This is a genomic window from Burkholderia sp. MBR-1, assembly GCF_013822785.1.
Classification (GTDB): Bacteria; Pseudomonadota; Gammaproteobacteria; order Burkholderiales; family Burkholderiaceae; genus Burkholderia; species Burkholderia vietnamiensis.
On sequence record NZ_CP053609.1, the window covers coordinates 1,898,877 to 1,911,024 of the forward strand.

12 protein-coding genes are annotated in these 12,148 nt (G+C 67.6%); 7 read left to right on the forward strand and 5 right to left on the reverse strand.

Annotation, left to right across the window (positions count from 1 at the left end):
- Nucleotides 1-6: 6 nt before the first annotated feature.
- From MBR110_RS08730 to MBR110_RS08745, 4 genes are all read right to left on the reverse strand, one after another.
- Entirely contained in the window at nt 7-1,158 is a 1,152-nt protein-coding gene (locus MBR110_RS08730; RefSeq protein ID WP_045579044.1) for a DegT/DnrJ/EryC1/StrS family aminotransferase, read from the reverse strand.
- 158 nt (nt 1,159-1,316) lie between these two features.
- Nucleotides 1,317-1,688 carry an EamA family transporter gene (locus MBR110_RS08735; protein ID WP_011352303.1) on the reverse strand — a complete coding sequence of 124 codons (372 nt, stop codon included), beginning with the start codon at nt 1,686-1,688 and terminating at the stop codon, nt 1,317-1,319.
- A gap of 13 nt (nt 1,689-1,701) precedes the next feature.
- Nucleotides 1,702-3,378 (reverse strand): glycosyltransferase family 39 protein, encoded by a 1,677-nt coding sequence (locus MBR110_RS08740; protein ID WP_181708990.1) that lies wholly within the window; start codon nt 3,376-3,378, stop codon nt 1,702-1,704.
- A 136-nt stretch (nt 3,379-3,514) separates the two neighbouring features.
- On the reverse strand, nt 3,515-3,889 hold the full coding sequence (locus tag MBR110_RS08745) for an Mth938-like domain-containing protein (protein ID WP_014723124.1): 375 nt from the start codon (nt 3,887-3,889) through the stop codon (nt 3,515-3,517).
- A 316-nt stretch (nt 3,890-4,205) separates the two neighbouring features.
- Here MBR110_RS08745 and MBR110_RS08750 point away from each other — a divergent pair, with 316 nt between their 5' ends.
- The 6 genes from MBR110_RS08750 to MBR110_RS08775 all read left to right on the forward strand — a co-directional run bounded on the left by MBR110_RS08750 (nt 4,206) and on the right by MBR110_RS08775 (nt 10,646).
- Nucleotides 4,206-5,444, forward strand: coding sequence for a pyridoxal phosphate-dependent aminotransferase (locus tag MBR110_RS08750; protein ID WP_011885007.1), 1,239 nt, complete (start codon nt 4,206-4,208; stop codon nt 5,442-5,444).
- Between the two features lie 53 nt (nt 5,445-5,497).
- Nucleotides 5,498-6,826: a homoserine dehydrogenase gene (locus MBR110_RS08755; protein ID WP_011885006.1), complete on the forward strand. Its 1,329-nt coding sequence runs from the start codon at nt 5,498-5,500 to the stop codon at nt 6,824-6,826.
- A 14-nt stretch (nt 6,827-6,840) separates the two neighbouring features.
- Nucleotides 6,841-8,292, forward strand: coding sequence for a threonine synthase (thrC, locus tag MBR110_RS08760; RefSeq protein ID WP_011885005.1), 1,452 nt, complete (start codon nt 6,841-6,843; stop codon nt 8,290-8,292).
- A gap of 295 nt (nt 8,293-8,587) precedes the next feature.
- Nucleotides 8,588-9,835, forward strand: a complete 1,248-nt coding sequence (locus MBR110_RS08765) for a molybdopterin molybdotransferase MoeA (protein WP_041493838.1) — start codon at nt 8,588-8,590, stop codon at nt 9,833-9,835.
- An 18-nt stretch (nt 9,836-9,853) separates the two neighbouring features.
- Nucleotides 9,854-10,111 carry a molybdopterin converting factor subunit 1 gene (moaD, locus tag MBR110_RS08770; RefSeq protein WP_011885003.1) on the forward strand — a complete coding sequence of 86 codons (258 nt, stop codon included), beginning with the start codon at nt 9,854-9,856 and terminating at the stop codon, nt 10,109-10,111.
- A 58-nt stretch (nt 10,112-10,169) separates the two neighbouring features.
- Nucleotides 10,170-10,646, forward strand: a complete 477-nt coding sequence (locus MBR110_RS08775) for a molybdenum cofactor biosynthesis protein MoaE (RefSeq protein WP_011885002.1) — start codon at nt 10,170-10,172, stop codon at nt 10,644-10,646.
- 59 nt (nt 10,647-10,705) lie between these two features.
- On the opposite strand, the gene MBR110_RS08780 is transcribed toward MBR110_RS08775, so the two are convergent.
- Complete coding sequence (locus tag MBR110_RS08780) at nt 10,706-11,278, reverse strand: group III truncated hemoglobin (protein ID WP_059888193.1); 573 nt, start codon at nt 11,276-11,278, stop codon at nt 10,706-10,708.
- Nucleotides 11,279-11,530: 252 nt separating this feature from the next.
- Between MBR110_RS08780 and MBR110_RS08785 the strand changes: the two genes are divergently transcribed.
- Nucleotides 11,531-12,049 carry an Rrf2 family transcriptional regulator gene (locus MBR110_RS08785; RefSeq protein WP_059460800.1) on the forward strand — a complete coding sequence of 173 codons (519 nt, stop codon included), beginning with the start codon at nt 11,531-11,533 and terminating at the stop codon, nt 12,047-12,049.
- Nucleotides 12,050-12,148: the final 99 nt, after the last annotated feature.

Below are 12,148 nucleotides of genomic sequence, written 5' to 3' on the forward strand. Positions count from 1 at the left end.
GTACGCTTACTTTCCGTATTGTTCGCAAATCTGATTGATGGCGTCGGCCACGCGACGCACGTCGTCTTCCGTCATCTGCGTGAACAGCGGCAGCGTGACGGTCGAGGCGCCGTACCGTTCGGCGTGGGGGAACATGCCCTCCTTGAAGCCGCGCGCACGATACAGCGTGAAAAGATGGATGGCCGGATAGTGGACGCCGGTGCCGATGCCGCGCTCCTTCATCTGCGCCATGAAATCGGCGCGCGAGAGCGACAGCCGCTCGAGCGGCAGCGTGACCTGGAACATGTGCCAGTTGCTGTTCTCGAAGTCGGCGACCGGCAGGCCGAGCCCGAGCTTCACGGCCGCACCGCCGTCGAGCGCGGCGAAATACGCGCGCGCGAGCGCCCGGCGCTGCGCGGTGAAGCGTTCGAGGTGCGGCAGCTGACCGAGGCCGACGCGCGCGGCGACGTCGGTCAGGTTGTACTTGCCGCCGAGCACGTCGCAGTCCATGCCGTCGAAGCCGGTGCGCGTGATGCCCTGCAGCCGGTACTTCTGCGCGAGCGCCGCCTCGTCCTCATCGTTCAGCACGAGTGCGCCGCCTTCGATCGTCGTCAGGTTCTTGTTCGCGTGGAAGCTGAACGACACGATGTCGCCGATCGCGCCGATGCGCTGGCCTTTCCACGTCGAGCCGAGCGCCTGCGCGGCGTCTTCGATCACGCGCAGGTTGTGCGCGCGGGCGATCGCGTACAGGCGGTCCATGTCGACCGGCAGGCCGGACAGGTAGACCGGGATGATCGCCTTCGTGCGCGGCGTGATCGCCTGTTCGAGCTTGTCGAGGTCGATGTTGCGCGTGACCGGATCGATGTCGGCGAACACGGGCGTCGCGCCGGTTTCGATAATCACGTTGCTGGTCGACACCCACGTGGCGGGCGTGGTGATCACCTCGTCGCCAGGGCCGACGCCCGCGATGCGCAGGCCGATCTCGAGCGTGCAGGTGCCGGAGTTGAACGCGCGCACCGGACGGCCGCCGCAGTACTCGGACAGCGCGGCCTCGAACTTCTGGTTCTGCGGGCCGGTGGTGATCCAGCCCGAGCGCAGCACTTCGACGACGCCCTGAATGGTTTCCTCGTCGATTTCGGGGCGGGTGAACGGCAGGAACGGAGCGGTAGTCTGGCTCATGAACGCGTTGGCCTGTAATGGCGTGTAATAAAGGGGTCGGGCGATCCGGTCCGAAACCGGCATTAAACACCGGTTGTCGGATTCGTACCGTGATTTTTTGTAGGCGGGCGCTTAATGCACATCTGGCACACAGGACACGCAACGCCCGCCGCGCACGGTCAGCTGCGCGCGAGCACGAGCACGCCGATCAGGATGATGCCGATGCCGACGAGCCGCTGGACCGACAGCACTTCGCCGAACAGATACCACGCGGCGAACGCGTTGACGACGTAGCCGAGCGACAGCATCGGGTACGCGATCGACACGTCGACCCGCGACAGCCCGACGATCCATACGACCACGCTGAGCACATAGCAGCCGAGGCCGCCGATGATCGGCAACTGGGTCGCGATCTTCAGCCCGACGGGGATGATGTTCGCACGGCTGAATTCGAAGTGTCCAACGGCGTTGACGCCGGCTTTCAGCAACAGCTGGGCGCATGCATTGAGCATCACGCCGGTGATGATGCAGACGAACGAAACGGGATTCATGTGACGGACGTCCTTACGATTGCGGTTTCTCGACGATCACGCGGCGGTTGTCGCGTGCGATCACGCGCATCGGCACGCCTTGCCGGGCGAGCGCGTCGTACTGGTCGGGCGGCATGATCGCGAGCGCGTGGGTTTCCTGTTTCCAGCGTTCGATCCACTGGCCGACGGTCGGGATCCATTTGTCCGGTTCGACCGAAATGCCGAAGCCGAGCTCGTCCTTGCGCTGGACCATGATCGTCGTGTGGCCGACGTAGAACGGGAACGTGTGATCGAGCATCTCGATCGAGTAGAACGGCGTGTCCGGCGGCAGCTTCGCGAGTTCGGCGCGCACGGCCGGCGCGAGCAGCGCGCCGGAGCTGTAGCGGCCGAATTCGTCGTGACCGGTGCCGCCGATCGTGCCGAACGCGAGCCACGCGGCGCCGAACGCCGTGATCGCGGCGGCCACGCCGGCGCGCCGGTTCAGCCACGCGGCGGCGAGCGTCAGCGCGGCGGCCACCGCGAGGCCCGCGTACAGCCACATCTGGAAGGCGCGGTACAGTGCGTTCGGCGTGCGTGCGTCGCCCTGGTACGCGAGCGCGATGATCCCGAACGCCGCGGCGACCAGGAACACGAGGTAGCCGAGCAGGTGCCGGCGGAACCGCTCGGCGCTCATCAGCGGCAGGTAGGCGCCGATGATCAGCGCGAGCGACGGTGCGATCGGCAGCACGTACGAGATCAGCTTCGAATGCGAGGCGCTGAAGAACAGGAAGATGAACGCGCTCCAGACCAGCAGCACGAGCATCGGCGAGAAGCCGTTCGGCTGGCGCGGCATGCGCAGCGCGTGGCGGATGCTCTGCCAGGCGACCGACAGCCACGGCAGGAACCCGACGAGCAGTACCGGCACGAAGTAATAGAACGGGCCCGGCCGGTTCTGCTCGGGCGTCAGGTAGCGGCGAAACTGCTGGACGACGAAGAAGAAATTGAAGAACTCGGGGTTGCGCTGTTGGACCAGCAGGAACCACGGCGTGACGATCGCGAAGAAGATCACGAGGCCGCTTACCAGGTACAGCCGCTTCCACAGCGCCCAGTCGCGGGCGATCAGCGTATACAGCACCAGCACCGCGCCGGGCAGGATCAGGCCGACGAGCCCCTTGGACAGCACCGCGAACGCCATCGCGGCCCAGCAGACCCACATCCAGCCGCGCACCGAGCCGGCGCGCAGGCCCGGCCGCTGCGCGAGCAGCAGCGCGCACAGCGACAGCGCCATCCAGAACGCGAGCCCCATGTCGAGCGCGTTGAAGTGGCCCATCAGGTTCCAGTACGGCGAGCAGGCGAGCACGACGGCCGCGAGCAGGCCCGACAGCGGATTGAACAGGCGCGCGCCGGTGTAGCCGACCAGCAGCACGCCCGCGAAGCTGGCGAGGCCGGTGTAGAGGCGCGCCTGCCATTCGCCGATGCCGAACCACGCGAACGTCAGCGCGTTCAGCCAGGTCTGCAGCGGCGGCTTCTCGAAATATTTGTAGCCGTTGTAGCGCGGCGTGATCCAGTCGCCGGTGACGAACATTTCGCGCGCCATCTCCGCGTAGCGGCCCTCGTCGCTCGGGATCAGGTGGCGCAGCCCGAGCGGCGCGAACCAGACGATCGCGAGCGCGACGAGCAGGAGGGCGAGCGTGATGCGATTGAGCGGTAGCCTTGCGGGCGTATCGTTCATGGGTTTTCAGCCTGTTGGTTGTTGTATGGACCGCCGGACGGGTGGCGCCGGCGGCGGGCCGCCCGCCGGTCGATCGGCCCGGCGGGCGAGCGGGGATCGACCCGACGCGCCGGCCCGTGTTTTACCGCATTGACGATTAACGTTCAATTAAGAGCGCGGCGGCGACTTTACGGCCCTCGGCCATCAGGATGTTGTAGGTGCGGCAGGCGGCCTGGAAATCCATCGTCTCCACGCCGATCCGCTCGGCCGTGAGCGCGGCCACCAGGCGCGGGTGCGGAAAGCGCAGCCGGGCGCCGCTGCCGAAGATCACCAGCTCGGGCGCGGGCTCGAGCAGCATCGCGAAATGCTCGGGCGCGAGTGCGTCGAACGACGCCACGGGCCAGTCGCGCACCGGTGCGCCGGGCAATACGATGACGCTGCCCTCGTGGCGTTGGAGGTTGACGTCGACATAATCGGGGCCGTAGCCGGTGACGGTGTTGAGCGCGCCGCTCGTGTCCTGGTGCAGTTTCAAATCGGTGTTCCGCGGTTCCGTGGAGGGAAGGTCTGGCGCGGGCCGCACGGGCCCGCGCGGCCGATTTCGCGCGGCGCGCATGCGGGACGCCCGACGGCGCGGGCCCGCAGCGGCCATGGTGCATTGCGAAAGTCGGCCAAAATCCGCTAAATTATAACTTTTTGGTCGCCCCCGGGCGCCACTTGCGTCGAGCGTCGCCACAAGCTGCGTCCAGCCGCCCGCTTTTTCCCAGTCTAGACAGCGCGCACAGACCGGCCGCTTTCCAGTTTTGATCCCGTCCCCTCGGCCGCAAGGCCAACCCAGGAACCGTGTCGTCGTGAAACCGATTCAGAAGTCGAACAAGCTGCTCAACGTCTGCTACGACATCCGTGGCCCGGTGCTCGAGCACGCGAAGCGCCTCGAGGAAGAAGGCCACCGTATCATCAAGCTGAACATCGGCAACCTCGCGCCGTTCGGTTTCGACGCACCGGACGAGATCATCCAGGACATGATCCGCAACCTTCCCGCGTCGTCGGGCTATTCGGATTCGAAGGGCGTGTTCTCGGCGCGCAAGGCCGTGATGCACTACACGCAGCAAAAGGGCGTGGTCGGCGTGGGCCTCGACGACATCTACATCGGCAACGGCGCATCCGAGCTGATCGTGATGGCGACCCAGGCATTGCTGAACGACGGCGACGAGGTGCTGCTGCCGGCGCCCGACTACCCGCTGTGGACGGCCGCCGTGAGCCTGTCGGGCGGCACGCCCGTGCACTACGTGTGCGACGAGCAGAACGCGTGGATGCCCGACCCCGACGACATCCGTCGCAAGATCACGCCGAACACCAAGGCGCTCGTCGTCATCAACCCGAACAACCCGACCGGCGCGCTGTATTCCGACGAATTGCTGCTCGAGCTGCTCGAGATCGCGCGTCAGCACGGGCTGATCGTGTTCGCCGACGAGGTCTACGACAAGATCGTCTACGACGGCCTCGAACACACGGCGCTCGGTTCGCTGTCGGAGGACGTGATCACCGTCACGTTCAACAGCCTGTCGAAAAGCTATCGCTCGTGCGGCTACCGCGCGGGCTGGATGTCCGTGTCGGGCCTCGGCGGCGACAACCGACGGCGCGCGAACGACTATCTGGAGGGGCTCGGCATTCTGTCGTCGATGCGGCTGTGCGCGAACGTGCCGGGGCAGTTCGCGATCCAGACCGCGCTCGGCGGCTACCAGAGCATCAACGAGCTGATCGTGCCGAGCGGGCGCCTGTACAAGCAGCGCGAACTCGCGTACGACATGCTCACGTCGATTCCGGGCGTGACCTGCGTGAAGCCGCAGGCCGCGCTGTACATGTTCCCGCGGCTCGATCCGAAGCTGTATCCGATCCAGAACGATCAGCAGTTCATCCTCGACCTGTTGCTCGAGGAGCGCGTGCTGCTCGTGCAGGGCACAGGCTTCAACTGGGCGCAGCCGGATCACTTCCGCGTGGTTTTCCTGCCGAACCTCGACGATCTGGCCGATTCGATCAGCCGGATCGCGCGCTTCCTCGACGGCTACCGCAAGCGCCATTCGGTCTGAGCGGGCCGGGTTTTCGCGCATTCATTCATTCTTACTAGCGAATCACAAGCAGCATGGAACCGATCAAAGTTGGCCTGTTGGGCTTCGGCACCGTCGGTAGCGGCACCTTCACGGTGCTGCACCGCAATCAGGAAGAAATCAAACGGCGCGCGGGGCGCGGCATCGAGATCGCGCGCATTGCGGTGCGCAACCCCGCCAAGGCGCAGGCCGCGCTCGGCGCTGACGCCGGCGTCGTCGAGGTCACCGACGACTTCAACGCGGTCGTCGACGATCCGTCGATCTCGATCATCGCCGAGATGATCGGCGGCACCGGCATCGCGCGCGAGCTCGTGCTGCGCGCGATCGCCAACGGCAAGCATGTCGTGACCGCCAACAAGGCGCTGCTCGCGGTGCACGGCACCGAGATCTTCGAAGCCGCGCGCGAAAAGGGCGTGATGGTCGCGTTCGAGGCGGCCGTCGCGGGCGGCATCCCGATCATCAAGGCGCTGCGCGAAGGCCTGACCGCCAACCGCATCCAGTACATCGCCGGCATCATCAACGGCACGACCAACTACATCCTGTCGGAGATGCGCGACCGCGGCCTCGATTTCGCGACCGCGCTGAAGGCCGCGCAGGCGCTCGGCTACGCGGAAGCCGATCCGACCTTCGACATCGAAGGCGTCGACGCCGCGCACAAGGCGACCATCATGAGCGCAATCGCGTTCGGCGTGCCGGTCCAGTTCGACCGCGCTTACGTCGAAGGCATCAGCAAGCTCGACGCGACCGACATCCGCTATGCGGAAGAGCTCGGCTACCGGATCAAGCTGCTCGGCATCGCGCGCCGCGCCGAAGACGGCATCGAGCTGCGCGTGCATCCGACGCTGATTCCCGAGAAGCGCCTGCTCGCCAACGTCGAAGGCGCGATGAACGCGGTCGTCGTGCACGGCGACGCGGTCGGCACGACGCTCTACTACGGCAAGGGCGCCGGCGCGGAGCCGACCGCCTCGGCCGTCGTCGCGGATCTCGTCGACGTCACGCGCCTGCATACGGCCGACCCGGAACACCGCGTGCCGCATCTCGCCTTCCAGCCCGACAGCCTGTCGAACACGCCGATCCTGCCGATCGACGAAGTGACGAGCGGCTACTACCTGCGCCTGCGCGTGGCCGACGAGACGGGCGTGCTCGCCGACATCACGCGCATCCTGGCCGACGCCGGCATCTCGATCGACGCGCTGCTGCAGAAGGAATCGGAGCAGGTCGACGACGCGAACGGCGAAACCGACATCATCCTGATCACGCACGAAACGCGCGAAAAGCACGTGAACGCGGCGATCGCGCGAATCGAAAGCCTCTCGACGGTGGTGTCGAAGGTGACGAAGCTGCGCATGGAAGCGCTGAACTGAGGACGCGGAACGACATGAACTACATCTCCACGCGCGGCGCCGGCATCGGCGAGCGCCACACGTTTTCCGACATCCTGCTCGGCGGCCTCGCGAAGGACGGCGGGCTGTACCTGCCGAGCGAGTATCCGCAGGTGTCGGCAGACGAGCTCGCGCGCTGGCGCACGCTGCCGTATGCGGATCTCGCGTTCGAGATCCTCACGAAATTCTGCGACGACGTGCCCGCCGACGACCTGCGTGCGATCACGCGCCGCACCTACACGGCCGCCGTCTACAGCAACACGCGCCACGGCGAGAACGCGTGCGACATCACGCCGCTGAAGCCGCTCGGCACCGAGCAGGGCACGGCGCTGTCGCTGCTCGAGCTGTCGAACGGCCCGACGCTCGCATTCAAGGACATGGCGATGCAGCTGCTCGGCAACCTGTTCGAGTACACGCTCGCGAAGCATGGCGAAGCGCTGAACATTCTCGGCGCGACGTCGGGCGATACGGGCAGCGCGGCCGAATACGCGATGCGCGGCAAGGCCGGCGTGCGCGTGTTCATGCTGTCGCCGCACCGCAAGATGAGCGCGTTCCAGACCGCGCAGATGTTCAGCCTGCAGGATCCGAACATCTTCAACCTCGCGGTCGAGGGCGTGTTCGACGACTGCCAGGACATCGTGAAGGCCGTGTCGAACGATCACGCGTTCAAGGCCCGGCACAAGATCGGCACGGTCAACTCGATCAACTGGGCGCGCGTCGTCGCGCAGGTCGTCTATTACTTCAAGGGCTATTTCGCGGCCACCCGGTCCAACGACGAGCGCGTCTCGTTCACGGTGCCGTCGGGCAACTTCGGCAACGTCTGCGCCGGCCACATCGCGCGCATGATGGGTCTGCCGATCGCGAAGCTGGTCGTCGCGACCAACGAGAACGACGTGCTCGACGAGTTCTTCCGCACCGGCGTCTACCGCGTGCGCAGCGCGCAGAACACCTATCACACGAGCAGCCCGAGCATGGACATCTCGAAGGCGTCGAACTTCGAGCGCTTCGTGTTCGACCTGCTCGGTCGCGATCCGGCGCGCGTGATGCAGCTGTTCCGCGACGTCGACGAGAAGGGCGGCTTCGATCTCGCGGCGAGCGGCGATTTCGCGCGCGTCGCGCAGTTCGGCTTCGTGTCCGGCCGCAGCAGCCATGCGGACCGCATCGCGACGATCCGCGACGTGTTCGCCCGTTACGACACGATGATCGACACCCATACGGCCGACGGCGTGAAGGTCGCGCGCGAGCACCTCGACGCCGGCGTGCCGATGGTCGTGCTCGAGACGGCGCAGCCGATCAAGTTCGGCGAGACGATCCGCGAAGCGCTCGAGCGCGAGGCCGAACGACCGGCCGCGTTCGACGGGCTCGAAGCGCTGCCGCAGCGCTTCGACGTCGTGAAGGCCGACGCGCAGCAGGTGAAGGACTTCATCGCCGCGCATACGGGCGCGTAACGCGGCGCCGGGCCGCCCGCGCGGGCGGCCGGCGGCGCACTACGGCCGGAATGTCGATTCGTCGCACGGATCGGGATTCCGGCCGTTTTACTTGGCTGCGGCATTCGCGCGATGGGCGCGGGCGGCGTCTGCCGTTTGCCGTCGTCAGCCGGCGCGAAGCCGTGCGTGCGCGAGGCGCCCGCGAGCGCCTGCCGGTCGCGGCAATCGCCGTGTGCGCATGTCGGTCATACCGCGCGCGGCTGCAGCAGCGTCGCTACAATGGCGTATTGAATTCCAACGATCTCCGCTTCCATCGATGTCGAACCCGAATCCCGCGGCGCCGCGCGCGCCGATGCTGTCGACCGCCGAGGCGCTCGCCGCGCTGCTCGATGCCGCGAAGCCGCTGCCCGGCGTCGAAACCGTCGCGACGCTCGACGCGCTCGGCCGCGTGCTGGCGGCCGACGTGATCTCGCCGCTCGACGTGCCGCCGATGCATACGAGCGCGATGGACGGCTATGCGGTGCGCGTCGCCGATCTGCTGCATGGCGAGCGCCGCTTGCCGGTGTCGCAGCGGATCCCGGCCGGCCATCCGGCCGCGCCGCTCGTGGCCGGCACGGCCGCGCGCATCTTCACCGGCGCGACGGTGCCGGCCGGCGCCGATGCCGTCGTGATGCAGGAGCAGACGTCGGCCGACGGCGACGCGGTCGAGATCCTGCACACGCCGAAGGCCGGCGAATGGATCACCGCGCAGGGCGCCGACATCCGCCAGGGCTCGGTGATCCTGCCGGCCGGCACGCGGCTCACGCCGCAGGCGCTCGGGCTCGCCGCATCGGTCGGCTGCGCGCAGTTGCCGGTGGTTCGCCGGATTCGCGTCGCGGTGTTCTTCACCGGCGACGAACTGACGATACCCGGCGAGCCGCTGAAGCCCGGCGCGATCTACAACTCCAACCGCTTCACGCTGCGCGGGCTGCTGGAGCGGCTCGGCTGCCACGTGACGGACTACGGGATCGTGCCCGACTCGCTGGCCGCAACCCGCGACACGCTGCGCGAGGCCGCGCGCGATCACGACGTGATCCTGACGAGCGGCGGCGTATCGGTCGGCGACGAGGATCACGTGAAGCCCGCCGTCGAAGCGGAGGGGCGGCTCGCGCTGTGGCAGATCGCGATGAAGCCCGGCAAGCCGCTCGCGTTCGGCGCGGTGCGCCGCGGCGACGCATGCGCGGACGCGCATTTCATCGGGCTGCCGGGCAACCCCGTGTCGAGCTTCGTCACGTTCCTGCTGTTCGTCCGGCCGTTCCTGCTGCGCCTGTCGGGCGTACGTGACGTCGCGCCGCGCGCGCTGTCGTTGCGCGCCGACTTCTCGCAGCACAAGGGCGACCGGCGCAACGAATTCCTGCGTGCGCGCGTGAACGCGGCCGGCGGCCTCGATCTGTTCCCGAACCAGAGCTCGGCGGTGCTGACCTCGACGGTCTGGGGCGACGGCCTGATCGACAATCCGCCGCAGCACGCCATCAGCGCGGGCGAGACCGTGCGTTTCATTCCGTTTTCCGAACTGCTGTCGTAAGCGACGGTTTTCCGACCTATGAAGATTCAGCTGAAATTCTTTGCAAGCGTGCGCGAGGCACTGGGCGTGTCCGACGAGCAGGCCGACGTGCCCGACGGCGTGACGACCGTCGGCGACGTGCGCGCGTGGCTGCGCCTGCGCGGCGGCGCGTGGGCCGAGACGCTCGCCGAAGGGCGTGCGTTGCGGATGGCCTGCAATCACGAGATGACCGACCCGGAAACGCGGCTCACCGACGGGTGTGAAGTCGCGTTTTTCCCGCCGGTGACCGGCGGTTGACCGAGCACATGGCCGGCGTCGGCGCTGCCGTGCACGCGCCGGCCGACAGGAACAGACGATGCCGACAGTACGAATCCAGACCGCCGATTTCGACCTGAATGCCGAGGTCGCGGCATTGCGCGCGCGCAATCCGCGGATCGGCGCCGTCGCGTGCTTCGTCGGCACGGTGCGCGACCTGAACGAAGGCGATGCGGTCGCCGCGCTGGAGCTCGAGCACTATCCGGGCATGACCGAGAAGGCGCTCGAGAAGATCGCCGCCGAAGCCGGCCGGCGCTGGCCGGGGATCGACGTCGCGATCGTGCACCGGGTCGGCCGGCTGCTGCCGCTCGACCAGATCGTGATGGTCGCGACCGTCGCGGCGCATCGCGGCGATGCGTTCGCGTCGTGCGAATTCGTGATGGATTACCTGAAGACCGAGGCGCCGTTCTGGAAGAAGGAAACGACGCCGGACGGCGAGCGCTGGGTCGATGCGCGCAGCACCGACGACGCGGCGCTCGCGCGCTGGGGAATCGAGTCGGGCAACCGGCCGCGCTGAGCGGTGCGTACGAGCCCCGCGACGATCCGCCGCAGGCGCGCGCATGGGCATGGCGGGCATCAGGCGTCGGGGCCGGCATCGGGCTCGCTGCCGCGCCCGATGATCTTCGCCGGGAACGGCTCGCCGCGCGCGCGCGACGGCAGCGCGTGCCCATCGTCGTCCGCGTCGCGGCGGCGCGGCGCGATCGCATCGAGCAGCGCCTGCTGCTCGGCCGGAATCCGATAATCCCACCCGAAGCGGCTCAGCTGCAGGCTCTGCGCGATTCTGAGCGCCGGCTCCATGAAGCGCACGGCCGCCGCCGGCGTGTAGCGCGCTTCGACCGTCTTCAGGAACAGCGACAGCCAGCGGCTGAAGTGCGCGGGCTCGATCCCGTCGAGCGGCTGATGCGCTTGCTGCACGTTGCCGCGATAGCCCTTGGTGCCGAGCACGAGGCTCGACCAGAAGCTGACCATTTTCGGCAGATGCGTGTCCCAGCGCCCGTCCAGCTTTGCATCGAACACCGGCCCGAGCAGCGGATCGGCACGCACGCGATCGTAGAACGCGTACACGAGGTCGCGGATGTTGGCTTCGGTCGGTTCGGCGTCGCGGATGCGGGCCGGCGCGGTGTCGGACGAGGCGGGCAGGGAGGTCATGACGAAAAAGGGCCGGGAAAGTCGGGGCGTTGGCGGTGCGGCTGCGCGCTTCAGGCGCAGGACGCGCGCACGATTTTGACGCAAAATAGCGTCGACCAAGGCCGTAAAAATGCGCAGATGTAATGCATCTTATTGCGCGCCGGCCATTCCGGCAACCGTATCGCGTCGCGCGATCGCGCCCGCCGCCCGGCGAGCGTTCCGATTGATGCAGCGTGCATAATCGGGCCCGATCGACATTTTTGCGTACCGCTCATGAGACTCACCGACTACACCGACTACGCGCTGCGCGTGATGCTGTACCTTGCCGTGCGCGGCGACGGGCTCGCGACGATCCAGGAGATTTCGGATGCCTACGGCGTCTCGAAGAATCATTTGATGAAGGTCGTCCAGCAGCTCGGCGAGCTCGGCTGGGTCGATACCGTGCGCGGGCGCAACGGCGGCTTGCGGCTGTTTCCCGCGTCGCTGAAGCTGACGATCGGCCAGGTCGTGCGCGCCACCGAGAACGATTTCGCGCTGGTCGGCTGCTTTGCGCCGGACGGCGGCGAGTCGCGCGGCTGCGTGATTCAGCCGCAGTGTCAGCTCAAGGGCGTGCTGGCGGCGGCGCGCGACGCGTTCTTCGCCGAGCTCGACCGCCATACGATCGGCGAGCTGTCCGTGCCCGCGTCGCCGCTCGTCGCACTGCTCGGGATTCGCCCGGCCGCGCCCGCGCGCGGCGACGCAGCGCCGGACGACGCACCGGCCGCCGCCGCCTTGCCGACCAAGGCCGATTGACGTCTGCCGCGCCTGCCGCCGGGCGCCTCTGACGCCCGTGCGGGCCGCCTCCCGCCGCCCGGCAACTGTTGAGTTGAATCAACCGGATTTTCGCTTGAA

Coding starts and splice junctions, on each gene's coding strand:
- MBR110_RS08755 (WP_011885006.1), top strand. CDS start 5,498: ATGGAACCGATCAAAGTTGGCCTGTTGGGCTTCGGCACCGTCGGTAGC.
- MBR110_RS08735 (WP_011352303.1), bottom strand. CDS start 1,688: ATGAATCCCGTTTCGTTCGTCTGCATCATCACCGGCGTGATGCTCAAT.
- moaD (WP_011885003.1), top strand. CDS start 9,854: ATGAAGATTCAGCTGAAATTCTTTGCAAGCGTGCGCGAGGCACTGGGC.
- MBR110_RS08785 (WP_059460800.1), top strand. CDS start 11,531: ATGAGACTCACCGACTACACCGACTACGCGCTGCGCGTGATGCTGTAC.
- MBR110_RS08740 (WP_181708990.1), bottom strand. CDS start 3,378: ATGAACGATACGCCCGCAAGGCTACCGCTCAATCGCATCACGCTCGCC.
- thrC (WP_011885005.1), top strand. CDS start 6,841: ATGAACTACATCTCCACGCGCGGCGCCGGCATCGGCGAGCGCCACACG.
- MBR110_RS08730 (WP_045579044.1), bottom strand. CDS start 1,158: ATGAGCCAGACTACCGCTCCGTTCCTGCCGTTCACCCGCCCCGAAATC.
- MBR110_RS08780 (WP_059888193.1), bottom strand. CDS start 11,278: ATGACCTCCCTGCCCGCCTCGTCCGACACCGCGCCGGCCCGCATCCGC.
- MBR110_RS08775 (WP_011885002.1), top strand. CDS start 10,170: ATGCCGACAGTACGAATCCAGACCGCCGATTTCGACCTGAATGCCGAG.
- MBR110_RS08765 (WP_041493838.1), top strand. CDS start 8,588: ATGTCGAACCCGAATCCCGCGGCGCCGCGCGCGCCGATGCTGTCGACC.